Origin of the sequence: Metabacillus idriensis (genome assembly GCF_009674765.1) — a bacterium.
GTDB classification, from domain to species: domain Bacteria; phylum Bacillota; class Bacilli; order Bacillales; family Bacillaceae; genus Bacillus_P; species Bacillus_P idriensis.
In genome coordinates this window covers 387,351-409,636 of sequence record NZ_WKKF01000001.1, presented here as the reverse complement: position 1 = coordinate 409,636, position 22,286 = coordinate 387,351, and the positions used below count along the sequence as shown (strand labels likewise).

The following is a 22,286-nucleotide window of genomic DNA, read 5'->3' as shown; positions in this document are numbered from 1 at the left end:
TTCACTAGCTGTAATATTTATTATCTGCCCCATCTCATGGCAATGGCTCCCCAGGTTAAACCTCCGCCAAAACCAACCATTACAAGGACATCTCCGTCTTTTATCGTTCCTGCTTCCAGTTCTTCAACAAGCGAAATCGGAATCGATGCCGCAGAAGTATTGCCATACTTGTGAACCGTTTTTGACATTTTTTCCACCGGCAGCTCTAAACGTTCTCTGGCGGCTTCCATGATCCGGATGTTTGCCTGATGCGGAATCAAGTAATCCACATCTTCCTTTTTAAGTCCTGCCTTCTCAATCACATTTACGCTCGATTCACCCATTTGTCTGACTGCAAATTTAAAGACTTCGCGGCCATTCATTATAAGCTTTTCGTCCTGATATAGGTGCTTTCCGCCAGAACCGTCCGATCCAAGTTCAAACGCAAGGAATCCTTTTCCAGTTGTAACTGAACTGACAACTGCCGCACCAGCTCCATCTCCAAAAAGAACAGCTGTATTCCGGTCATCCCAGTCTGTAATTTTTGAAAGTTTTTCTACACCTACAACAAGAACATTTTTATAGGCGCCTGTTTCAATAAATTGCTGAGCTGTAATCAATCCGTACATGAAGCCCGCGCATGCAGCACTCAAATCCATGGCAGCCACTTTCTTTGCACCCAGTTTCTCCTGAAGCATACACGCTACTGATGGGAAAGGCTGATCAGGCGTGACAGTAGCCACCAAAATCATATCTATATCTTCAGCAGTCAGGCCTGCATTCTCAATCGCTTTTTGGGCGGCATAATAGGCCATATCAGAAGTATCTGTTTCATCGTCTGCAAGTCTTCGCTCTTCAATCCCAGTCCGTGTGCGTATCCACTCATCTGACGTATCCATTATTTTCTCCAAATCCGCATTTGTTACAACACGATCTGGATTATACCGTCCGATTCCAATTATCCCTGCACTCATATACGCAGCTCCTTTTATCCTATATTTAGAATCAATTATTATTACCTGGTACTAATTTTATCCTATCTTTTTTAAAATTTCAATCAAAAATCTGTGCAAATGCCCCGTACAAGTTATAAAAGAAAACATACAGTACTAATAAAGAAGGATAAGCGAGGTGTTTATGTTGAGCGAAAAAAGACAATATGAAGAGTCCGGAGATTTCTTCTCATCCTTCATGTTTGGAGATAAAAGAGAGCGTAGCATAGAGCAGAAGGAAGCAGAAAGAACCCCCGCTCCAGATGAGCAGGAACCTCAGTCAGAGACAGATTTTTTTCAGCTTTTCATGCAGATTGATAATATTATGGACTCTTTAAAAGAATTAAAGCCAGTAGTAAAAGAGTTTTCTCCAATTTTGGACTATTTCAAACAAAAGTTAAAATAGGCTGAAGTTCGATGAGATAGAATTTTTTGTTTATGAGAAGTGACCAAGATTTGGAGAATTCCATGGAAGAGAATAATGTACGTGTATGACTCCTTTAATCTGGAAAGTTACGGGAGTTGTCATAAATAAAGGCTCTTTTCGTAAATATTGTTGCTGCCAGACTAAATGTTAAAAACACTAAGTGGATTGTAGCGGATAAACTTGACTCCTGCGGGAAATAGAGCAAAATGGAAGACCCCACTTGCAAAGCCGAGGAGGCTTACATGCTCCCCGCGGAAAGCAAGTTCCTCTCGCTGCAAGGAACGGACAACTTTTATCATGTAAAACAGCCTAAATAAAAAATCCACAGTTTCATGTAAACTGTGGACTTTTCAGGTTTATTTACCTGCTTCATTTTTTCCTAATTCATAAGCATCATTCATTACTTTTGTGAGCAGCTCCATCATAGGCTGAAGATGATCAGCCGTAATTTCTATGCCTGCTTCATCAAGCTTTGCTTTTGCTTCTGGAAGATATTTCATGGCGATTTGCATAAATTCTAACGTTTTCGGTTCATGGCTCATATGTATTCCCCTTTTCATATTTGATTAGGCAGCTTATCTGTCTGCCTGTATGTTTCAATATGTTCCTGTATTTTGTTTTGAAAGGCTTTGTCCACACTCGGACTGTATTTGCCGAGTTCAATGACATCGTCCTGAAAATCAAAATACAGATTTCCGCTTTTCAGATCACCATCTGAATATTTTTCGGCAACAAGTTCATATAAACGGTCCACATGCTGAATGGTGCTTGTGAGGACAGTTGTTTCGCCAAGATCTGACTGGTCGGAAACATAACCAATTGCGTACAGACCATTTTCTTTTATGCGTTCAATGACAGGTACATTATACCCATCGCCTGCAGGATATACAACATCTATGCCTTCTGCAATCATTTCATCTGTATAATTAAGGGCGGTTTTTACATCATTCCAGCTTTGCACATACTGAATATCAACTTCGACATCAGGATTCTGATAGTTCGCACCTTCATAAAAGCCGTCAATTTCAGGCTGCCATTCATATGCTGCCACTATCCCGACTTTATTTGTCCTTGTCATTTCACCGGCAATCATTCCCCCGAAAAAACCCATGGCATTCGAATCAAAGTTAAGGCTCGTCATATTGTCCCCATCTGCCTCGCCATTAAAAAAAACAAAATGGATATCTTCATATTCTTCATTCAATTCTTCAAAGAACATTTCATATTCACTGCCGTGACCGAAAATCAGATTGACGCCTTTTCCCGAAAACTCTTTTACTGCTTCTCTGACTACTTCCTGATTATTCATGCCTTCTTTATAAAAAACATCAACACCGTACCGTGATTGTATTTTCAATAATCCTTTGTATCCCTTTGTGCCCCATACTTGATCACTGATTGTATCCGGGACAAGCAAACCCACTTTTTCAAGTTCATTCTGCCTGGGTTGTCCGCATCCTGTCAGAAAAAAAAGGCACATGGCGAAAAGAATACTTTTCTTCAGCATTCCAAGCAACTCCTTTTAGCTTGTGCATGTCATGATTCCTCCTATATTTTAGACTGTAACCAATTCATCGCACAAGGATATATTTCCCAATAACGATTAAAACTTGAATTTTATCTGAAATTATTGGTATATATACAGGTTTTGCTTGATCCATTCTGTTTGAATCTGTATGCCTCTTTCTAAAGAAACACTGGTTTCAACCGGACAGATGATATCCTTCGATAACTTATAAGAAAGATTACGATCTGACTTTTCCGAAAATAATTGAGAGATTTTGCTCCACTGTCCTTCTTTCATAGACGAGAGATGAACAATAGATTCTTTATAAGGATGTGCCTCTGCAATTTCCAATAGAGTGCTGACTGCATCATCAATAAAAAGAATATCTCTTTTTTCTTCTTTTGCTTCAACATCCGATTTTTTTCCCGTCAAGTCTGAAATAATCCATTGATGAATGAAGCTTGTTTGCGGCTGCCACGGTCCAAAAAGACCGGGGAATCTGACAATCTTATACAGCTCCGATCCGCCAAAGAGCTCGCGTATTTCTGACTCCTGCTGCAGATGGGCCTTGCCGTTTTCTGTTGAAGGATGGGGAACCGTATCCTTTTCAATCTTGTCTTGAGCTTCACTGAAAACTTCAGCAGATGATATGAGAATAAATGGAATTTTTTGTTTTATAGAAAGATCTGCACAATCCCTTAATAAAGTTGAATCGTGTCTATTCTGCTTATCAGTTGGATCTTGAATGCAATAAAAAATCACATCATTTTCTTTAGCGTCTGTGATTGAAGAAATTTTTTCAAACAAAGCGTTTCTGCCAATCAGCATCATTTTTTCATCGGCAATTTTTTGTTCCTGATCATCTTTATAGGTATTCATATATCCGTCAACCCCGATGCCATCCTCAAGCAGGCGGCTGCATAGAGCAAAACCGACAAATTGCCCAAAGCCTGCGATCAATGCTTTTTTCATCATCCTTCTCCTCCTTTTAGGAAGCGTTATAGTATGGTATGCAGCATTTGAGCACAAAAGAATCGTCCCGGGTACCATCAGGACGATTCCGCTTATAAATTTTTTTCATTTTCTTTGAAGAATTTCACTACAGAATGATTCAGCCTGTATTGGTTGTCTGCCAGATGAAAGGTTAAGTCGATAGGGGAGCCTTCTTTGCTTCTGAAGTCTTCATAGATTTTACTGTGATCCTGATAAGGATATGTGATGCTGTTCATTCTTTGCCATATATGAACAGGAATGCTGGTGCTGTCAAAACTTGTTTGAAAAAGGTGGTCTTTTACTTTCTTTGAATCCATTTCATATGCATGCGCAATTTCTTTTATCAGCCTTTTATAAAAAAACATGTTTTCTCTTTCTTTTTCAAGGTGGGCTTGAAGGTTCAGGCATGGATTAAACATTGCGACAGAACGGATTTTTTCATTAGAAAGCTTCATAAATTCTTTGGCTATCAGCGCCCCCATCCCTTCACAAAGAATATGAACCCGCTCATTCAGGATTTCTTTTTTCATGATTATATGATAAATCTTCTGTGCAAGACTCAGTGCTTTCGGACTTCCCCAGTTTGCACCGTAAAGGTTAGAAGTGAAAACGGTATAACCTGCGTCAAGCAAAATTGAAAGCAGCAGGTTTCTTCCGTAGTGCTGCTGCCAAAAGCTCGTTTCCCCATCGACGAAATGTGTTTTGTCACCAAAGATAAAGACACCGAATCCATTTGGTTTATAAGGATAATGGATGATGTTCCATTCTGATTCCAGCTGAAATAATCGCTTTGTAATTCCCATCATTTGCCCACCACCTTTCTTTCGTACTTAGAGCACTTTATATAAGATATGTTCGTTCATGTGAAAGCGAATGGATATTCGCCTAATTATTCAGCAATGAACGTTCATGAAATAGTCAACTTTCAGTGTAAATAAAGCTTTTATTCCACAATCTATGTATGATAATATGGACATAGAATTGTTTGAAGAATGAGGTGAACAGATTGCGCTATTTTTGGACATTTTTTTGGACGTTTTTATTAATGCAAATGATGGCTTACGTCGTTTCTTCAATGACAGGTGTTGCATATAACTTTGTTACTGCTTCTATTCTTGCTGTTGTTGCAACCGTTCTCATCCTGATCCTCGGGGAAGTTGTACCTGACCGATCTGCAGAGGGACATCATTAATACCTAATTTTCGACTCTGCACACAAAAAACCCTACTATAAATAGTAGGGTTTTTTTTCGGGTTTCACGATTATGGTTTTCTTTGATACGTCCAGTGGCGGTCATCATTAGACGTTTCAGGGAAATGATCTCCTGCCTGAAGCTTTATTTTTTGAGGATTTTTGACCATTGAGCCTGTTTCCCCAACTTCTACGTAGATGCCATTATTAGGTGCTTTTTGACCTGATTTAAAGCGATGCTGCTGCCCCAAAATAAGATCCCTCCTTAAAGTTCCTTCATTATGTAGTATGGCAAATCTTTTTGAAATACATGTAAAGCTGAATAGAAATTTATCCTTTACACGTTTTCTTCTCTATAGTTTAATGGTAATGACCTCAGAAGGATCGGAGGAAAAAGATGGACGAAGTTTATTTAATTTTAAAATATTTTCTGCTCGGTTTATTTCAGGGGTTTACAGAGCCAATCCCTGTTTCCTCAAGCGGACATCTTGTATTCGCCCAGCACTTTTTGGGTGTCAAGATTGAGGGATTAAGCTTTGAACTCCTTGTGAATGCGGCCTCTCTGATTGCCGTACTTTTGATTTACCGTGAGGATTTAATTCGCTTAGCTGTTAACGGAGCGAATTATGCAGTTAAAAAGGACCCCTCAGCCAAAAAAGACTTTATGTTTATTGTTTATTTACTCATTGCGACGATCCCCGCAGCTGTGCTTGGAATCTTATTTAAAGATGTTCTTTCAAGCAAAAATGTTCAGCTTGCCGCAGGGTCCCTGATCGTAACAGGTATTGCGCTGTACCTTATCCGCAATCTTCGCGGCAGCAAAAAAGATGGAGATTTAACGGTAAAGGATGCGCTAATTATTGGCTTTGCCCAAGCAGTTGCCTTAATTCCCGGCATCAGCCGTTCAGGAGCTACGATCGTTGCTGCAATGGCACTTGGAACAAAGCAGGAAACAGCTTTGAGATTTTCTTTCCTTTTATTTATTCCAGTCAGTGCAGGAGGAATGGTTCTCGGTATAAGCGATCTGATTTCTGATGAATATTTCAGCGAGCTTTTATTGCCTTATACAGCAGGGTTTATCGGTTCCTTGATCATGTCTTACTTCTCACTAAAATGGTTTATGGGCATTATGGAAAAAGGGAATTTGAAGTACTTTGCTTTTTATTGCTTCATTATCGGACCGCTTGTTTTATTTTTCGCTTAGAAAAAGCATGGATCTGTAACTGGATCCATGCTTTATTTCATATGCTTTTGAAATTTTCTCAGATGTGATTTTAACCAACCAGAAGTTCCTTCAGCAGGGCTTTTTGAACGTGGAGACGGTTTTCCGCCTGCTGAAAAACGGCTGATTGATTTCCGTCAATGACTTCTGCTGTTACTTCCTCGCCGCGATGTGCGGGCAGACAATGAAGAAAATGACTGTCTTTTTTTGCACCGCTCATTAGCTCTTCGTTGATTTGATAAGCGTTAAATGCAGTAAGGCGGATTTCGTTTTCTTTTTCCTGCCCCATACTCGTCCATACATCTGAATACACAATATCTGCCTGATGAACAGCTTCTTGCGGATTCGTTGTGGCAGAGATGACAGCTCCTGTCTGTTTGCAGATCTCATCGATTTTCCCCATTACAAACGGATCTGGCCCGTACCCTTCCGGATGAGCGATGACCGCATCCATACCAACCTTTGCACACGCAATTAATAAAGAGTGCGCAACATTATTTCCATCGCCGACGTATGCAACCTTGATGCCCTTAAACGTTTTTTTCAGCTGGAAGATTGTCATTAAATCTGCAAGTGCCTGGCATGGATGAAATGTGTCTGTCAACCCATTAATAACTGGAATGGAAGCATGAAGGGCCAGCTCCTCTACTTTTTCATGCTCAAATGTCCGGATCATAATAGCATCTACATACCCTGACAGGACTTTGGCTGTATCACCAATGCTTTCCCCGCGGCCTAATTGAAGATCCTGACTGCTTAAAAAGAGCGCGCTCCCCCCAAGCTGCTGCATTCCCGCTTCAAACGAAACACGTGTCCGAGTTGAGGATTTTTCAAAAATCATTGCCAATATTTTTCCGGACAAAACCGATTGAATGGGAAATTTCTTCATATGGATTCCTTCTTCAACAAGATGCAGGATTTCCTCAGTCGTATAATCAAGCAGGGTCAAACAATCTTTTCCTAATAATGCGGATGATTTAGTCTGTGCCAATTTTATCGAACTCATATCATGTTCACTCCCGTTCTTGTTAGTTCTCTAATTGAATAAACCTCATAGTCAGGTGCCGCTTTTAAATAAGCCATAAAAGACGCGGAATCTGAAAAAACTTTGATTCCTTTTTCAGCAGCAAGCAGCCGCTTTTCTTTCGATTCTCCATTTTTTAAACTGACAAACACACCGTTCTCTACCGTTTCAGCCCATTTCAGAAAGCATTCCGTTTCAGTTTTCAATCCAGCTGCTTCTGCTTTTTGAAGCAGGGCATAATCGATTTCATCCATAAAAACACTGACGCTGCTCTTATCGCGATCTTCATCAAATACCTTTCCGAGTGCTTCCTTTAATGTAGGTGCAAGGCACATGCCTTCCCCCGTTGATCTCATTTCAGGACTTAGCTTAAGGTCTACATTTTGAAGAGCGTGACTAGAAAAAACGGGATATTTCACAGCCGTATATGGTCTTTCTTCTTCTATATAATGATATGTGAGTTTTTCTCCATTCAGCATCCCTGCCGCAAGTTCAATCATAGGGACGTCCATCACTTTGCTGACAATCGGAGCCGTCCGGCTTGCCCGCGGATTGACTTCCAGAACGTACAGCGTTTCGTTTTGAATCAGAAACTGGATATTCATGATTCCTTTAAAATTAAGCTGCTTCACTATCTTCTGAGCCGCCTGGTGCATGTCTTGCTTCATCTTGTCACTTATATTCTTGGAAGGAATAATCGCCATGCTGTCTCCTGAATGCACACCAGCCGGTTCAATGTGCTCCATCACCGCTGGTATGAGGATGCTTTCGCCATCTGCAACGAGATCAATTTCTGCTTCCTGGCCTGTGACATAGCGATCGATTAAGATTGGAAAGACCTGAGTGCCGCCTTTTTGAACCTGCATCTCAAGCTGCTCTCTATTTTCAAGCACAATCATCCCTTTTCCCCCAATGACGTAAGACGGTCTGATTAAAACAGGATAGCCGATATTTTCCGCTTCCTTGATGGCGTCATCTGCGTTATGAGCGGTTGTTCCGGGAAGATGAGCGACTTCTATTTTATCTAACAGGTGATAAAATTTCTCCCGTTCCTCAAGGATATCAAGGGTTTCTGAATCTGTTCCGAGAAGGAGTGCTCCGTTTTCTTCAAGTGCGGCTGCAAGATTGATAGCGGTTTGGCCGCCAAATTGCACAATCGTTACATCTATCTGTTCAGCTTCAATTACATTCAGAACGTGTTCGGCTGTCAGCGGTTCAAAGTACAGACGGTCCCCTGTTTCAAAATCCGTGCTGACTGTTTCAGGATTATTGTTGATCATAATTGCTTCAAATCCTAGCTTTTGCAAGGCTTGAATTCCTTGCACAGCGCTGTAGTCGAACTCAACTCCCTGACCAATGCGGATTGGGCCTGATCCAAGTACCAGCGCTTTTTTTCTTGGATTTGCAGCTTTTTCAAGCTCGCATTCTCCGAAATAAGTTGAATAATAATAGTTGGTTCTCGCTTCAAATTCCGCAGCACATGTATCTACCAGCTTAAATTTAGCTGTGATGCCGAGTGATTTTCTAAGCGTTCTTACAGCAGATTCTTCTTCATTAAAACAATGTGCAATGTACAGATCAGAACATCCTTTTTCCTTTGCATAGGATAGGAAGTCTTTTGTGATTTCATGCAAGGTTATGGATTTAAGCTCTTTTTCCAATGTGACAAGTGAGAGAAAGCTGTTTAGAAAATAATAATCAATCCCTGTTTCCTCATGAATCACATTTAGGCTTTCTCCTCTTCTTAATAACTCAATAATGGCGAAAAATCGCTGATCTGTAGCTTTTTTTATGATGTTTAAGAGATGAAGATCTGACAGCTGTGATATCTCTTCAAAGTAAATTCCGATATTTCCGAGTTCAAGTGATGATACTGCTTTTTGGATGGCCGCTTCGAGATTTCTTTCAATCGCCATCACTTCACCGGTCGCCTTCATTTTAGTACCAAGCGTGCGGGCGGCGTCTTTGAATTTATCAAATGGCCATCTCGGAAACTTCACGACCACATAATCAAGAGCAGGCTCAAAGCTTGCAAAGGTTGACTGTGTCAAAGGATTTTTCAGCTCGCTTAATGTATAGCCAACTGCAAGCTTTGCAGCGATTTTAGCGATTGGGTAGCCCGTCGCTTTTGATGCAAGAGCTGAAGAACGGCTGACACGCGGATTGACCTCTATAACGTAATATTGCTTGCTTTCCGGATCCAGAGCAAACTGGATGTTGCAGCCGCCAACCACATTCAAAGCTGAAATGATGGTTAACGAAGCACTCCGGAGCATTTGATATTCATGATCAGTCAACGTTTGTGAAGGTGCTACTACGATTGAATCCCCTGTATGAATCCCCACAGGATCGATGTTTTCCATATTGCAAACAGTGATACACGTATTGGCTGCATCCCTCATAACCTCATATTCAACCTCTTTAAATCCGGCAATGCTTTTTTCAACAAGACATTGATGAATCGGGCTTGCACTTAATCCGCTTTTCATCAAGTCGATTAATGACTTTTCATCATCAGCAATCCCGCCTCCCTTACCGCCTAGTGTGTAAGCTGGGCGAACGATGATGGGGTAGCCGATTTCCTTTGCAAATGCCAGTGCTTGATCTGCACCAGTTACAATTTCGCTTGCAGGTACAGGCTGTTTCAGGTCATACATCAGCTTTCTGAACTTTTCTCTGTCTTCTCCCATTTGAATCGACTGAACGGATGTCCCCAGAACTTGCACATTATGTTTTTGCAGAACTCCGGCTTCATGAAGTTTCACAGCCAAATTGAGTCCGGTTTGACCGCCAAGAGTTGCAAGCAGGCCATCCGGTTTTTCTTTTTCAATAATTTTCGTGAGGCTTTTAATCGTTAGCGGTTCAAAGTAGACCTCATCTGCGTATTGATGATCCGTCATTATCGTTGCCGGATTGTTGTTCACAAGAATGACCTTGTATCCTTCTTCTTTCAAGGCAATGCAGCCCTGAGTCCCGGAATAATCAAATTCTGCAGCCTGGCCAATGATAATTGGACCAGATCCGATTACTAGGATGCTTTTAATATCATGACGTTTAGGCATAAACCATTTCTCTCCTTGTGTTTAGAACCATTTCCAGAAATTCATCGAAGATATATTCACTTTCTGCAGGTCCTGGATGGGCTTCTGGATGAAATTGTACGGACAGAATAGGAAGTGTCTGATGAAACATTCCCTCAACCGACTGATCATTCACATTAATAAATCTGACGCCAAACTCTTTATGATGAGCTGACGTCACCACATAGCTGTGATTTTGAGAAGTCATAAAGACCTTTCCTTTTTTCTGATCCACAACAGGATGATTCGCTCCTCTATGTCCAAACGGCAGCTTCATCGTATCTCCTCCATAAGCCAGGGCAATAAGCTGATGCCCAAGACAGATGCCGAGCGTTGGATAGCTGTCCGCAATCTTTTTTATAGCCGGCAAATAGGTTTCAAGTTCTTTTGGATCGCCAGGCCCGTTTGACAGAACAACTGCATCAGGCTGAAAATGTGCAAGCTGACCCAGTTCTGTATATGGAATAATCGTTACTTTGCAGTTTCTCTTCAGAAACGATTGCAAAATTGATTTTTTGAATCCGAAATCAAGCAAGGCAACGTGAATAGATCCTTCTCCAAGAGCAGTGATCCCCTTTTGGGTTTCAGGCAATTTTTTTGTTATACTTTTACTTTGTTCTATTTCATTACAATCAGCTGAAAGCTGTGCCTTCATCGTTCCATTTTTGCGGATCTGCTTGACGATGGACCTTGTATCAACATGACTGATATATGGAATGTTCCATTTGCCCAAGTATTCTTTGACACTATAAGCGGCCTCATAATGAGAGAAATGTTCACAGCATTCATAAAATACGGCACCTTTTACTTGCGGTCTCTCACTTTCAAAGTCAACTGCATTTATGCCGTAATTCCCGATCAAAGGATAAGTAAACACGATGATCTGATTCTGATACGATGGGTCTGTCAGCACCTCTTGATAGCCTGTCATGCCCGTGTAAAAGACGATTTCGCCTTCACTGTCTTCGCCGTTCAAATTTCCTTTGTAGCTGGTGCCATCCTCAAGAAGCAGGTAACCGCTCATTTTCATTCACCTCGTAATGAATTTTTATTTATGTTTAAGTATATTTATACATTTAGTTTTAAAAAAATTTATGTTACTTGCTGACTGTCACCGCTGCGTGTTTGATCGTTTTTTCTATGATCCCAACCGCTTCACTTATTTCATCCGCTGTTACTGTGAGCGGAGGAAGCAGGCGAATGACGTCAGAACCTGCAGGAAGTGTTAATAATCCATTGCTTCGCAATTCCGTAATAATGGGGGCTGCTTCATGATTTAATTGAATGCCGATCATGAAACCTTTTCCTCTAATCTCTGTTACAGCAGGCGCATCAAGCAATGCAGATTTAAGCATATCAGCCATTTCCTCTGATTTTTGAGCGGCTTCCTGTAAGAATTGGGGCTGAAAGATCTTTGTGAGCGTTGCTTTAGCTGCTGCCATCGCGAGCGGATTCCCTCCAAATGTCGTTCCATGTGAACCCGCCTGAAACGATGCAATCAGCTCTTTTTTTCCAATCATGGCTCCAACAGGAAATCCGCTGCCGAGTCCTTTGGCTGCAGTAATAATATCAGGCTCTATTTGAAAATGCTGATAAGCAAATGGCAGACCCGTCCGTCCAATGCCTGTTTGAACTTCATCAATAATCAGCAGTGAGCCGAGTCGTTCACAGGTTTCTTTTACCTTTTCTAAAAATGCAGCTTCTGCCGGTACAACTCCGCCCTCTCCCTGAATAACTTCAAGCATAATAGCAGCATAGCCATCTCCCTCTAATTGGGCAAGAGACTCTGTATCGTTGAAAGGCAAGTATTCGAACTGCGGCAATAACGGTCCAAAGCCATCATGGATTTTTGCCTGGCCAGTAGCAGACATCGTTGCAAATGTTCTTCCATGAAACGATTGCTGAAAAGTAACAATCTTCGTTTTGCCCGTGTGCTTTCTCGCAAGCTTTATCGCAGCTTCATTCGCTTCTGCCCCGCTGTTGCAAAAAAACACCGCATCACAGCAGCAGTTGGCTGTAAGAATCTCAGCTGTTTCCTCCTGCAATGGATGCTGAAAAAGATTCGAAACGTGCCAGACTTTATCAAGCTGATCTTGAACCGCCTGCTTCACATCCTTGTCTCCGTGGCCTAAATTACAAACCGCAATTCCTGAGATAAAATCAAGATAAGTTTTGCCGTTTTGATCGGTGGCGACCGAACCGTTCGCTTCCTTTATCTCCAAATCCCAGCGTGCATATGTAGGAAATACATGACTCATTTAAATGCAGCCTCCTTTTTCATGGTAATTTTTGTTCCCAAGATGGATTGTTCTGCAACAAACATTGACTGACCGCTGACAATCATCACTTCTTTTAAAGATTGAGACAATGACTTGATCGCAGCCTGCACTTTCGGAATCATCCCGCCGTTAATGATTCCTGCGCCAATCATCTCTTCAATTTCATCGGGCGTTGTATGATTGATCACTTGTTTTTCCTTTAAAATTCCTGGTACATCTGTGACAAACAGCAGTTTTTTGGCACCAAGTGCACTTGCTATAGCAGCAGCTGCTGTATCTGCGTTGACATTAAGAGTTTGATGATCCTCTGTTCTCGCAATCGGAGCAATGACAGGTATGTAATCACCATCAAGCAGTGTTTTAATCAGGTGAATTTGGACGTTTGAAATTTGTCCTACATATCCAAGTTCTTCCTCATTTAAAAAATCAGCTGTCAGTATTCCGCCATCAGAACCTGCAATTCCAGCAGAAGTGAGGTTATTTTGTTCCAGAGCTCTTACAATTTGTTTATTGATTTGGCCTGCGAGCACCATTTCAGCGATATCCAGGACCTGCTTTGTTGTCTTTCTCTGCCCGTTAATAAACTGCGTCTGAACGTTCATGCTTTGGAGAACGCTATTGATTGCAGGACCGCCTCCGTGGACAATGACGACTTTATATCCTTGTTTTTTCAGCTCGTGCAGGCTTCCGAAAAATGGTTCTGACAGTTCATCAACTATACTTCCTCCGCATTTCAACACGACAACTTTGCTCATGGTCCTCTCCTTACGTTCTGTAGCTTGCGTTAATTTTGACATAATCATATGTCAGATCGCAGCCCCAGGCTTTTCCCTCTCCGTTTCCGATCCGGAGGTCGATATGAATATTCACTGTGTTTTTTTCCAGGACTTCTTTTGCCTTATCTTCAGAGAAATTCTGAGGCTGCCCATTATGATACAGGCATTGATCACCTAAAAAGATGCCGATTTTATCAGGATTCACCTCTGCGCTGCTGTGTCCAATTGCACCGATAATTCTTCCCCAGTTGGCATCAGCACCATAAATGGCTGTTTTGACAAGGCTTGATCCGACCACTTTTTTTGCCGTAATTCTTGCTTCCTCATCAGTTGCTGCTCCTTCGACTGTCACTTCAATCAGCTTCGTAGCGCCTTCACCGTCGCGTGCTATGCTCTTTGCAAGATCTTCGCATACAAGTTTAAGGCCCTGCTTGAAGATATCCCAATCATCATGCTGGGAAGTCAGAGGTTCATTATTCGCTAATCCATTTGCCATCACTAAAACCATATCGTTCGTTGAGGTTTCGCCGTCAACTGTAATTTGATTAAATGAAACATCCGTCAATTCACTGAGCGCCTGCTGCAGAACACTGCTTTCGACAGCGGCATCTGTTGTAACAAATGCAAGCATTGTCGCCATGTTTGGATGGATCATCCCGGAGCCTTTAGCGCAGCCGCCGATTGTTACTTTTTTTCCGTCAATCATCATTTCATAGCATGTTTTCTTTGTCACTGTATCCGTCGTTAAAATCGCTTCTTGGAAGGACGGTGACCCGTCTTTTGAAGGAGAAATATCCCCCACACCATTCCGAATGCAGTCCATTTTTAAATATTCACCGATAACACCTGTCGAGGCTACTGCCACATGCTCTTCTTTCAAACCAAAAGAATTCGCACACAATGCTCTCATCTCATAGGCATCTTTTAATCCCTGCTCGCCTGTACACGCATTTGCAATCGCACTGTTCACTATTAGCGCCTGCAGTTTGTGATCCATTTCAATACTTTCTTGAGTTATTTTCAGCGGAGCTGCCTGAAAATGACTTTGAGTGTAAACGGCCGCACAGCTTGCCGGAACTTCGCTTATTAAAACGCCTAAATCTTTTTTTGCATATCGCAGTCCGGTATGTACGCCATCTGCTGTAAATCCAGCTGGTGATGTAACCGATCCTTCATCTATTTTGAGGAGCCCGATGGACTCTTTTACTTTCAGCATAATTCAGCCTCCTATGGATATAGCGGTGTGAGCTCAAGTCCCATTGTTTCTTCAAATCCATTCATCATATTAAAGTTTTGCACGGCCTGGCCTGCAGCACCCTTCATTAAGTTATCAATCACCGAAACGATCGTGACTCTTCCTGTCCGCTCATCATAAGAAAGGCCGATGTCACAAAAATTTGAACCGTATACCTCTTTCGTCGATGGAAATTCTCCAAGCGGCCTGACTCTGACAAAATAGGAATCTCTGTAAAAAGCCTGATAGCATGCAAGTAATTCCTCTGAACTCATTTCTCCTTTTGCATCCGCGTAGATGGTTGCCATGATTCCCCTTGTCATTGGAACCAAATGTGTTTGAAAGGTAATGGCCGAAATGTTTTCATTCATTAGGTGAAGCGCTTGTTCAATTTCAGGAATATGCTGATGACCATTCACTTTGTAGATTTTCAGATTTTCATTTACTTCTGAGTAATGAACACCGATGCCGGCTTTTCGCCCTGCACCCGAGACTCCTGTTTTTGCATCAATAATAATGGAAGATTCATTGATCAGATCATTAGAGACAGCCGGCGCAAGGCCTAGTATTGAAGCTGTCGGAAAGCAGCCTGGATTTGAAAGAATGGATGCATTCATAATGGATGGTTTATTCAGTTCAGAAAGACCATAAACCGCTGCATCAACAATCTTCTGGTCTGCAGCCTTTCGTTTATACCATTTTTCATATAAAGCAGAATCTTTTAATCTCAAATCTCCTGACAGATCAATGACCTTTACTTGTTCTAAGTTGATTTGCGGCAAAATCTCTGCCGCAGCTCCAGGCGGTGAGGCCATAAACAGGACATCAACATCTTTGTCGATTGAGGCGCTGTCTATGCTGACCAGTAATTCATCGCTTATGCCGGTTAAATGAGGATAAGATTCCCTGTATGCCTTTCCGGCTTCAGAAGATGTATATAAAATACATTTATCCACCTTTGGATGTTTTGTGAGAAGGCGGTATAACTCATTGCCCCCATAGCCCGTTGCACCTATAATACCTACATTCAATTGGATCACCCTTTAATTTATATCGTTCTTTTATTTGAATTAGTACCCATTATAATACTGCATAAAAATAAAATCAATTGTATATTTAGAAATTTTATAGATTAATTGATTGTGCCCGGATGATCTGTAAGCTGATAGAGTTACCGTGCCTGATCATGACGGGGCTTTATTGGGTGTCATTCAATCTAAGAGGACACTTTTTTTGGTTTTGTGCGGGATTAGGGAATCATTCGGACTCTTTGAGGACACTTTTTTGAAACTTGTGCGGGATTAAGGAATCATTCAGACTCTTTGAGGACACTTTTTTGGAATTTGTGCGGGATTAGGGAATCATTCAGACTCTTTGAGGACACTTTTTTGGAATTTGTGCGGGATTAAGGAATCATTCAGACTCTTTGAGGACACTTTTTTGGAATTTGTGCGGGATTAGGGAATCATTCAGACCCTTTGAGGACACTTTTTTGGGTTTTGAGCGGTTTAGTGTTGTTATTTCTGATTTGAACGGTTACTGGCCTTCATTCAATAGAGCACTTTATTTTTCAATTAGCGCATGGCAAGGGCTGGTTTTTACTGCATCTATCCTGTTAATATTCCATCAAAAAATCCCGGTTCCTTTAAGAACCGGGATCTCATTATTTCACTGTACGCCTAATGCAATTTTTGCTATTCGGCTCATTCGGTCTTTTGTCCATGGCGGATTCCAGACGATATTTACTTCTGTTTCTTTAATTTCGGGAATATCACGCAAGGCTGTTTTTACTTGATCGATGATTGTGCCTGCAAGCGGGCAGCCCATTGAAGTCAGTGTCATTGTCACAAGCGCAGTGCCGTTCTCGTCAAGCTCCACATCATAAACAAGTCCCAGATTAACAATGTCAACACCAAGCTCAGGGTCAACGACAAGCTCAAGCGCTCCATAAATATTTTCTTTAAGTGCTTCATCCATAATAATCACTCCTCATAGCAAAGTATATCGAAACAAAGCAGCAACCTGAAATTATTTGCTTTCAGTCAAAAAATCGGCAAACCAGTCGACGGTAGCAATCAGCCCTTCGCGTGAAACTTTATGATCTGCATTGGTATCCGCAATAAATTTCAGATATTCAGGCTTTTCCTCATAGGACGATTTGATTTCCTCAAAGAAGGTGTAGGTCGGATCAAAAGGTACAACCTGATCCTTTTTGCCGTGCCAAAATAATAATGGACGGGCTGCGAGCTTTTCTGTATGTATACTCAAATCATAAGCCTGCAGACTTAAGAAGTGCTTTTCAAGCTCTTCATCCGTGAGCGGAACTTTAATGCCCATCTTTTGTATATATTGTATTTGCTGACGGGAAAACTGTTCATAATAAGGACTTCCCATTAAGCTTGCAGCTGCTTTGATCCATTCGTATTGCGTTAAAGCTCCAAGTGTCACAATTCCGCCCATGGAAGTTCCAGCTACACCGATTTGACCTGGATCAATCAGCTCTTCTTTTTCAAAATAATCTTTAATCGTCTGCAATTCATTGATTTCATTTATTACAATGCTCCAAAATTGCATATTTAACTCAAGTCCTGCAAGATTTTCGTTTCTTTCTCCGTGATGCAGGGCGTCCGGCAGTACAACACGAATACCTTTTTCAGCAAGCAGGTAGGCATAGTGCAGGTTATGTTCCTTCGCGCTTGTAAATCCGTGGACAAAAATGACAAATGGTGTTTTTTCATTTTTGACAGAATCCTTTACAACATGAAGTAAAGGAATACCGGCTGCATTCATTTTTTCAACAGCGATCATGTTTTATGCCTCCCTCTTTTTCATTATCTTAAGTGTAACATGTAGACAATAATCTTGGAAAAAAGATACACTGATAGTGGGACTTGTTTTTTAATTCAAAGAATAAAGGAGCTTCTATGACAACAAAACCTTATTTAATTGCACTTGATTTAGATGGTACTTTATTAAAAGATGATAAAACGATTTCTGCCTATTCAAAAGAAATCATTAAAAAAGCAAAAGAAGCAGGACATGTTGTCTGCATTTCAACAGGACGCCCGTATCGTGCAAGTTCGATGTATTATGAGGAGCTTGAGCTGGATACGCCGATTGTCAACTTCAACGGAGCATTTGTCCATCATCCAAAAGATGATCAGTGGGGAGCGTATCACACGACTCTATCTGTTGATGTAGTAAAGCAAATCGTTGAAGTGTGCGAGAAACACAACGTTAATAACATCCTTGCGGAAGTAATGGATCATGTTTATTTCCATTATCACGATGAAAAGCTTCTTGATATTTTCACAATGAACTCATCAGACATCACGGTTGGAGATTTGCGGAAAAATCTTGGGGATGATGTAACAAGTATTCTTATTCATGCAGCTGAGGAAGAAGTGGACAATATCCGCAGCTACTTATCCGATGTTCATGCTGAGCTTGTTGATCACAGGCGATGGGCTGCACCTTGGCACGTAATCGAAATTATCAAGCACGGAATGAATAAAGCAGTGGGATTAAAGAAAATTGCTGATTCGTACAACATTCCCGCTGAAAGAATCATTGCATTCGGCGATGAAGACAATGACCTTGAAATGCTTAAATACGCAGGTCAGGGTGTTGCGATGGGCAATGCCATTCCTGAACTCAAGAAAGCCGCTAACAGAGAAACGAAAACAAATGAAGAGGATGGCATTGCCATTTACTTAAAGGACGCCTTATCACTATAAGGGCGTCTTTTTTAGTGAAGATTACCATCCATAGAACCATGAAAGTTGAGACAAAATAGTAAGGACGCATCAGCAGCGTCAGCAAACATTCATTTAGGGGGAATTTCGCATGAGCAGTAATAAATCTAAACGCTTTGTACAGCAAGGTAAAGATTCCGTTTCGAAACATGATGAACGTTTCCCTTATCACACAACAATGGCTGAGTCAGAAGAGCGCAAAGCTCAAATGGCAGACAAATCCTCTTTAGGAGGCTTTTAAGATGGGCAATCAACTATTTCAAGCAGCAAGAAAAGCAGTTGAAAAAGCAGGCGAGGTTTTAAGCGGCAAGATGAATGACGATCATAACAAACATGATCATAATCATCAGCAAAACCAATACAGCGGGCACGATGACAGTCAGCATCAGTATTCAAGCAAGCATCAGGGCCATAATGGCGCACAGCAAAGCCACCAAGGCGCAGATGCAGATGCAAAAGCAAAAGCAGAAGGTGCACTCATGTCCGCCTTTGCAAATGCTTCTCCTGAAGAACAAAAGCAGCTGAGCGAGCTTCAGGACGAACTGAAGAATATGTAGCGAAATCGAAATCCCCGAAAATTCATTTTCGGGGGTTTTGTTTTGATATGGTTCGACCGCTGGCCGCTAGGCTCTAGTTTGTTAATGTTAAAACATTTACTTCCATAAGAAAAGCGCAAGCGCCTTGGTCAAATCCGATAGGCAGATTAGAATCCATGGAAAAGTCCTCGTCCCGCCTTTTAATGTGAAAACAGGTTTAGGAATCTGGATGGTGAAAGATAATTGCTGCACTTCACTGAAGCGGGAAACGGGAGGTATTTTTATATTTTGGAGAGGTTATCCGAGGCATTCTTACCTTCCTATATCGTTATTCGATTTTGCAGGGTACGATTCGGGTGCTTCCTTACCCTCCCACATCGTTTTTCGGTTTAGCGTGGTACGATTCGCTCGCTTCCTTACCCTCCCATATCGTTTTTCGGTTTTGCGGGGTACGATTCGCTCGCTTCCTTACCCTCCCATATCGTTATTCGATTTTGCAGGGTACGATTCGCTCGCTTCCTTACCCTCCCATATCGTTATTCGATTTTGCAGGGTACGATTCTGCCGTTTCCTTACCCTCCAATACCTTTATTCGGTTTAGCGGGACGTTTCCGCTTGCCATTGAAGCATAACAAATATAAATTCTGATACAATAAAAAAACTGCGGTTTTACCCGCAGCTTTTCCCGCTATTCAGATACTGAAAATTTTTGTTTTTGCTCAAGCCGTTTAACGCCCTCTGCTTTTCCGGCAAACATTACATTCACTGTGTATTCACCTGCTTCAAGCTCTGTACCAGCGCTTTTCATATCCCACGTTTCCTGATAGGTTTGACTCTCGCCAGGGGGCAGGGTCAGATACTGCAGAGCCTGTGTAAACATTCTGCCCTTGGAATACTTGTACACTTCTGCGCCATTTGGATCTGTGATGATGATTTCATACTTCTGGCCGGATGAGAATTCGAAGTTTTTTTCTTCATCTGTGTGATTTTTCACCGTCATGTTAATTTGGACAATTCCATCATCCTCTTTTGCCTCTACAGATAACTGTACACCTTTTGTCTCCACGTCACCGGACACCTCTTCCGCTTCATCCTTTTTTTCAGCAGTTTGACCGCAGCCGACAAGAAATAATAAGCCCAGCATAATAAATACAAGCTTTTTCATATCCTGCACGTCTCCTATTCTTTGCGGAAGAAACCAAAGATTCCTGTTGTTTGAATGATATTTGTAAATGCCTTTGGATCAACTTCCTTAATGATTTTTTCTAAATCATAAAGCTCATAGCGCGTGATCACAATCATCAGCATGTCCTTTTGCTCATTTGTAAAAGCTCCTTTAGCAGGAACCATTGTAATACCTCTTACCATTTTAGCATGAATCGCCTTTTTTAAATCATCCGCTTTTTTTGTAATGATCATGGCTGTCAATTTTTCATGGCGGGTATGGATGGCATCAATAACCCTTGTTGATGCGTACAGAGTTACAAGAGTATAAAGCGCTTTTTCCCAGCCATAAAGCAATCCGGCTGTAAAAATGATAATTCCGTTTAAAATAAAGAAATAAGTGCCTACCGGTTTATCCTTCATTCTTGAAAGGATCATCGCTACAATATCAAGTCCGCCTGTTGATGCACCGTATTTAAGCGTAATACCTACTCCGATAGCAACAATGACGCCTCCAAAAACGGCATTGAGCAATATATCCTCTGATAATGGATATAAAGGGACAATCGATAAAAATAATGTGGTCGCTGCTACACTAAGAACACTGTACAGAGTGAACGACTTCCCGACTTTCTGCCATCCCAGAATCGCTACCGGAATGTTAAGCAAGAGCAGCAGGACCCCAGTTGATATGTATAAAGGTGAATATTCTTTAATTACACTAGATAAGAGCTGGGCGATTCCGGTAAAACCGCTCGCATATACATCAGCAGGAATCATGAATAAATTCAGGCCGACAGCATTCAGCAGCGCTCCAAAAATAACGACAACCGCTTTTTTTACTTCTTCAAAAACCATTTGCAGAAAATCCTCCCGGGCTATAAGATAATGATAGTATTTCTGATTTACCCCTATTTCTTGCAGATCAATACAAATATTGTCTATTTAGGGCAAACTAACTTTCTTTACTTCTTTTTGGCTAAGTGCTAATTTAGAACTATATATGAGGCTAAAATCCCCTATTACGGGTAAAACCAGATGAATTGAGGTGTCAAAATGACTGTACATATCGTCGCCGACAGCGCAAGCGATCTGCCGCTTGAATTTTATGAGGAACACGGCGTTAGGCTTCTCCCTTTAGGTGTGCATATAGAGGAAAACGACTATCGCGATTTAGTCACGATTTCCCCTAAAGAAGTATACGACGCGATGCGTGAAGGGAAAATAGCTAAAACGACTCAAATCTCTCCTCTTGATGTAAAAGAGACATTTACTGAACTTGCGAAAAAACAAGTACCTGCATTATATGTTGCTTTTTCATCCGAACTCTCCGGAACCTATCAGACAGCTGTCATGATCGGGAATGAAGTCAAAGAGGAATATCCTGACTTTGAGCTTTCCATCGTTGATTCCAAATGCGCTTCCCTTGGGCTTGGACTTGCAATTAAACATGCAGTTGAGCTTGCCAGTAAAGGAAACACTCTACATGAAATTGAAGCGTCTGTAAAGGATTTTTGTGAGCATACAGAACACATTTTCACTGTCGATAACCTTGAATATTTAGCAAGAGGGGGCAGAATCAGCAAAGCATCTGCATTCGTAGGCGGTCTTCTCAACATTAAACCTCTGCTTCATGTTGAAGACGGCAAGCTGATTCCTCTTGAAAAACTAAGAGGCAAGAAAAAAGTTTACCGCCGGGTAATTGAACTTATGAAAGAACGCGGCTCAGATCTTGAAAACCAGACAATCGCCATCAGTCACGGGGATGATATGGGCTCTGCGAGCGAAATAAAAGCAATGATTGAATCGGAATTTCACCCGAAAGAAGTATATATCAACACAGTCGGCTGTTCAGTTGGAGCGCATTCAGGACCTGGCACAATCGCCATTTTCTTTTTAAACAAACCGATCTCATAATATTATTCTTACAGGGCAACATAAACTTATCTTTAAATAAGGGAGTTTTTATGATGCCGCATACGAGCGATAACGACAAAAAAGCAAAAGACAATAATGCCAAAGAACACGAAAGAAACATGATGCGTGAGAAAAACCGCCAAAAAGGCGAAAGACAATATTCTAAAAAGACAGATCATTTATAAAAAACAGCAGCGAAATCGCTGCTGT

At 41.4% G+C, this 22,286-nt stretch carries 25 protein-coding genes; 8 read left to right on the top strand and 17 right to left on the bottom strand.

Translation table 11 applies throughout. The features are described from left to right. Positions 1 to 20: 20 nt before the first annotated feature. Positions 21 to 953, bottom strand: a complete 933-nt coding sequence (locus tag GJU41_RS01965; RefSeq protein ID WP_070879199.1) for a beta-ketoacyl-ACP synthase III — start codon at positions 951 to 953, stop codon at positions 21 to 23. Positions 954 to 1,110: 157 nt separating this feature from the next. Here GJU41_RS01965 and GJU41_RS01960 point away from each other — a divergent pair, with 157 nt between their 5' ends. Continuing rightward, positions 1,111 to 1,377 (top strand): hypothetical protein, encoded by a 267-nt coding sequence (locus GJU41_RS01960; RefSeq protein ID WP_083328365.1) that lies wholly within the window; start codon positions 1,111 to 1,113, stop codon positions 1,375 to 1,377. 377 nt (positions 1,378 to 1,754) lie between these two features. Here the strand turns inward: GJU41_RS01960 and GJU41_RS01955 are convergent, their stop codons facing one another. The 4 genes from GJU41_RS01955 to GJU41_RS01940 all read right to left on the bottom strand — a co-directional run bounded on the left by GJU41_RS01955 (position 1,755) and on the right by GJU41_RS01940 (position 4,701). Next, positions 1,755 to 1,940: a ComZ family protein gene (locus tag GJU41_RS01955; RefSeq protein ID WP_070879200.1), complete on the bottom strand. Its 186-nt coding sequence runs from the start codon at positions 1,938 to 1,940 to the stop codon at positions 1,755 to 1,757. A 14-nt stretch (positions 1,941 to 1,954) separates the two neighbouring features. Further along, on the bottom strand, positions 1,955 to 2,905 hold the full coding sequence (locus GJU41_RS01950) for a BMP family ABC transporter substrate-binding protein (protein ID WP_154317913.1): 951 nt from the start codon (positions 2,903 to 2,905) through the stop codon (positions 1,955 to 1,957). A gap of 120 nt (positions 2,906 to 3,025) precedes the next feature. After that, positions 3,026 to 3,880, bottom strand: a complete 855-nt coding sequence (locus tag GJU41_RS01945) for an NAD-dependent epimerase/dehydratase family protein (RefSeq protein WP_170292694.1) — start codon at positions 3,878 to 3,880, stop codon at positions 3,026 to 3,028. An 89-nt stretch (positions 3,881 to 3,969) separates the two neighbouring features. Then, positions 3,970 to 4,701 carry a hypothetical protein gene (locus GJU41_RS01940; RefSeq protein WP_154318297.1) on the bottom strand — a complete coding sequence of 244 codons (732 nt, stop codon included), beginning with the start codon at positions 4,699 to 4,701 and terminating at the stop codon, positions 3,970 to 3,972. A 203-nt stretch (positions 4,702 to 4,904) separates the two neighbouring features. On the opposite strand from GJU41_RS01940, the gene GJU41_RS01935 reads away from it, so the two are divergent. Further along, positions 4,905 to 5,090 carry a YjzD family protein gene (locus GJU41_RS01935; RefSeq protein ID WP_070879203.1) on the top strand — a complete coding sequence of 62 codons (186 nt, stop codon included), beginning with the start codon at positions 4,905 to 4,907 and terminating at the stop codon, positions 5,088 to 5,090. A 70-nt stretch (positions 5,091 to 5,160) separates the two neighbouring features. Here GJU41_RS01935 and GJU41_RS01930 read toward each other — a convergent pair whose 3' ends face one another. Further along, positions 5,161 to 5,340 carry a YjzC family protein gene (locus GJU41_RS01930; protein WP_070879204.1) on the bottom strand — a complete coding sequence of 60 codons (180 nt, stop codon included), beginning with the start codon at positions 5,338 to 5,340 and terminating at the stop codon, positions 5,161 to 5,163. 146 nt (positions 5,341 to 5,486) lie between these two features. On the opposite strand from GJU41_RS01930, the gene GJU41_RS01925 reads away from it, so the two are divergent. Continuing rightward, positions 5,487 to 6,293 (top strand): undecaprenyl-diphosphate phosphatase, encoded by an 807-nt coding sequence (locus GJU41_RS01925; protein ID WP_154317911.1) that lies wholly within the window; start codon positions 5,487 to 5,489, stop codon positions 6,291 to 6,293. A gap of 70 nt (positions 6,294 to 6,363) precedes the next feature. Here the strand turns inward: GJU41_RS01925 and argF are convergent, their stop codons facing one another. From argF to GJU41_RS01880, 9 genes are all read right to left on the bottom strand, one after another. Beyond that, positions 6,364 to 7,317 (bottom strand): ornithine carbamoyltransferase, encoded by a 954-nt coding sequence (gene argF, locus GJU41_RS01920; protein WP_070879206.1) that lies wholly within the window; start codon positions 7,315 to 7,317, stop codon positions 6,364 to 6,366. Continuing rightward, positions 7,314 to 10,397, bottom strand: coding sequence for a carbamoyl-phosphate synthase (glutamine-hydrolyzing) large subunit (gene carB / locus GJU41_RS01915; protein WP_154317910.1), 3,084 nt, complete (start codon positions 10,395 to 10,397; stop codon positions 7,314 to 7,316). The genes argF and carB overlap by 4 nt, the downstream gene beginning before the upstream one ends. Continuing rightward, positions 10,390 to 11,439, bottom strand: a complete 1,050-nt coding sequence (locus GJU41_RS01910) for a carbamoyl phosphate synthase small subunit (protein ID WP_154317909.1) — start codon at positions 11,437 to 11,439, stop codon at positions 10,390 to 10,392. The genes carB and GJU41_RS01910 overlap by 8 nt, the downstream gene beginning before the upstream one ends. 73 nt (positions 11,440 to 11,512) lie before the next feature. Continuing rightward, on the bottom strand, positions 11,513 to 12,673 hold the full coding sequence (argD, locus tag GJU41_RS01905) for an acetylornithine transaminase (RefSeq protein WP_154317908.1): 1,161 nt from the start codon (positions 12,671 to 12,673) through the stop codon (positions 11,513 to 11,515). Then, positions 12,670 to 13,449 (bottom strand): acetylglutamate kinase, encoded by a 780-nt coding sequence (gene argB, locus GJU41_RS01900; RefSeq protein ID WP_154317907.1) that lies wholly within the window; start codon positions 13,447 to 13,449, stop codon positions 12,670 to 12,672. Before argB ends, argD begins: the two co-directional genes overlap by 4 nt. A gap of 10 nt (positions 13,450 to 13,459) precedes the next feature. Then, positions 13,460 to 14,686: a bifunctional ornithine acetyltransferase/N-acetylglutamate synthase gene (gene argJ, locus GJU41_RS01895; RefSeq protein WP_154317906.1), complete on the bottom strand. Its 1,227-nt coding sequence runs from the start codon at positions 14,684 to 14,686 to the stop codon at positions 13,460 to 13,462. 11 nt (positions 14,687 to 14,697) lie between these two features. Then, positions 14,698 to 15,735 carry an N-acetyl-gamma-glutamyl-phosphate reductase gene (gene argC, locus GJU41_RS01890; protein ID WP_154317905.1) on the bottom strand — a complete coding sequence of 346 codons (1,038 nt, stop codon included), beginning with the start codon at positions 15,733 to 15,735 and terminating at the stop codon, positions 14,698 to 14,700. A gap of 637 nt (positions 15,736 to 16,372) precedes the next feature. Beyond that, a complete protein-coding gene (locus tag GJU41_RS01885; RefSeq protein ID WP_070879213.1) occupies positions 16,373 to 16,681 on the bottom strand; it encodes a metal-sulfur cluster assembly factor in 309 nt (102 codons plus the stop codon). A 51-nt stretch (positions 16,682 to 16,732) separates the two neighbouring features. Next, positions 16,733 to 17,512: an alpha/beta fold hydrolase gene (locus GJU41_RS01880; protein WP_070879214.1), complete on the bottom strand. Its 780-nt coding sequence runs from the start codon at positions 17,510 to 17,512 to the stop codon at positions 16,733 to 16,735. A 116-nt stretch (positions 17,513 to 17,628) separates the two neighbouring features. On the opposite strand from GJU41_RS01880, the gene GJU41_RS01875 reads away from it, so the two are divergent. From GJU41_RS01875 to GJU41_RS01870, 3 genes are all read left to right on the top strand, one after another. After that, entirely contained in the window at positions 17,629 to 18,441 is an 813-nt protein-coding gene (locus GJU41_RS01875) for a Cof-type HAD-IIB family hydrolase (RefSeq protein WP_154317904.1), read from the top strand. Positions 18,442 to 18,550: 109 nt separating this feature from the next. Beyond that, positions 18,551 to 18,700 carry a hypothetical protein gene (locus GJU41_RS24575; RefSeq protein ID WP_165970965.1) on the top strand — a complete coding sequence of 50 codons (150 nt, stop codon included), beginning with the start codon at positions 18,551 to 18,553 and terminating at the stop codon, positions 18,698 to 18,700. 1 nt (position 18,701) lies between these two features. After that, entirely contained in the window at positions 18,702 to 19,016 is a 315-nt protein-coding gene (locus GJU41_RS01870; RefSeq protein WP_070879215.1) for a DUF3813 family protein, read from the top strand. Between the two features lie 667 nt (positions 19,017 to 19,683). On the opposite strand, the gene GJU41_RS01865 is transcribed toward GJU41_RS01870, so the two are convergent. After that, the gene (locus GJU41_RS01865) at positions 19,684 to 20,160 is read right to left on the bottom strand and encodes a BsuPI-related putative proteinase inhibitor (protein ID WP_154317903.1); all 477 of its coding nucleotides are present in this window, start codon (positions 20,158 to 20,160) and stop codon (positions 19,684 to 19,686) included. A 14-nt stretch (positions 20,161 to 20,174) separates the two neighbouring features. Further along, on the bottom strand, positions 20,175 to 21,017 hold the full coding sequence (locus GJU41_RS01860; protein WP_154317902.1) for a YitT family protein: 843 nt from the start codon (positions 21,015 to 21,017) through the stop codon (positions 20,175 to 20,177). A 198-nt stretch (positions 21,018 to 21,215) separates the two neighbouring features. Here GJU41_RS01860 and GJU41_RS01855 point away from each other — a divergent pair, with 198 nt between their 5' ends. Both GJU41_RS01855 and GJU41_RS01850 read left to right on the top strand, forming a co-directional pair. Then, a complete protein-coding gene (locus GJU41_RS01855; protein ID WP_070879218.1) occupies positions 21,216 to 22,076 on the top strand; it encodes a DegV family protein in 861 nt (286 codons plus the stop codon). A gap of 53 nt (positions 22,077 to 22,129) precedes the next feature. After that, positions 22,130 to 22,261, top strand: coding sequence for a DUF3941 domain-containing protein (locus tag GJU41_RS01850; protein WP_083328367.1), 132 nt, complete (start codon positions 22,130 to 22,132; stop codon positions 22,259 to 22,261). Positions 22,262 to 22,286: the final 25 nt, after the last annotated feature.

Coding starts and splice junctions, on each gene's coding strand:
- GJU41_RS01965 (WP_070879199.1), bottom strand. CDS start 953: ATGAGTGCAGGGATAATTGGAATCGGACGGTATAATCCAGATCGTGTT.
- GJU41_RS01955 (WP_070879200.1), bottom strand. CDS start 1,940: ATGAGCCATGAACCGAAAACGTTAGAATTTATGCAAATCGCCATGAAA.
- GJU41_RS01950 (WP_154317913.1), bottom strand. CDS start 2,905: ATGCTGAAGAAAAGTATTCTTTTCGCCATGTGCCTTTTTTTTCTGACA.
- GJU41_RS01945 (WP_170292694.1), bottom strand. CDS start 3,880: ATGATGAAAAAAGCATTGATCGCAGGCTTTGGGCAATTTGTCGGTTTT.
- GJU41_RS01940 (WP_154318297.1), bottom strand. CDS start 4,701: ATGGGAATTACAAAGCGATTATTTCAGCTGGAATCAGAATGGAACATC.
- GJU41_RS01925 (WP_154317911.1), top strand. CDS start 5,487: ATGGACGAAGTTTATTTAATTTTAAAATATTTTCTGCTCGGTTTATTT.
- argF (WP_070879206.1), bottom strand. CDS start 7,317: ATGAGTTCGATAAAATTGGCACAGACTAAATCATCCGCATTATTAGGA.
- carB (WP_154317910.1), bottom strand. CDS start 10,397: ATGCCTAAACGTCATGATATTAAAAGCATCCTAGTAATCGGATCTGGT.
- GJU41_RS01910 (WP_154317909.1), bottom strand. CDS start 11,439: ATGAGCGGTTACCTGCTTCTTGAGGATGGCACCAGCTACAAAGGAAAT.
- argD (WP_154317908.1), bottom strand. CDS start 12,673: ATGAGTCATGTATTTCCTACATATGCACGCTGGGATTTGGAGATAAAG.
- argB (WP_154317907.1), bottom strand. CDS start 13,449: ATGAGCAAAGTTGTCGTGTTGAAATGCGGAGGAAGTATAGTTGATGAA.
- argJ (WP_154317906.1), bottom strand. CDS start 14,686: ATGCTGAAAGTAAAAGAGTCCATCGGGCTCCTCAAAATAGATGAAGGA.
- GJU41_RS01885 (WP_070879213.1), bottom strand. CDS start 16,681: ATGGATGAAGCACTTAAAGAAAATATTTATGGAGCGCTTGAGCTTGTC.
- GJU41_RS01880 (WP_070879214.1), bottom strand. CDS start 17,512: ATGATCGCTGTTGAAAAAATGAATGCAGCCGGTATTCCTTTACTTCAT.
- GJU41_RS01875 (WP_154317904.1), top strand. CDS start 17,629: ATGACAACAAAACCTTATTTAATTGCACTTGATTTAGATGGTACTTTA.
- GJU41_RS24575 (WP_165970965.1), top strand. CDS start 18,551: ATGAGCAGTAATAAATCTAAACGCTTTGTACAGCAAGGTAAAGATTCC.
- GJU41_RS01870 (WP_070879215.1), top strand. CDS start 18,702: ATGGGCAATCAACTATTTCAAGCAGCAAGAAAAGCAGTTGAAAAAGCA.
- GJU41_RS01865 (WP_154317903.1), bottom strand. CDS start 20,160: ATGAAAAAGCTTGTATTTATTATGCTGGGCTTATTATTTCTTGTCGGC.
- GJU41_RS01860 (WP_154317902.1), bottom strand. CDS start 21,017: ATGGTTTTTGAAGAAGTAAAAAAAGCGGTTGTCGTTATTTTTGGAGCG.
- GJU41_RS01855 (WP_070879218.1), top strand. CDS start 21,216: ATGACTGTACATATCGTCGCCGACAGCGCAAGCGATCTGCCGCTTGAA.
- GJU41_RS01850 (WP_083328367.1), top strand. CDS start 22,130: ATGCCGCATACGAGCGATAACGACAAAAAAGCAAAAGACAATAATGCC.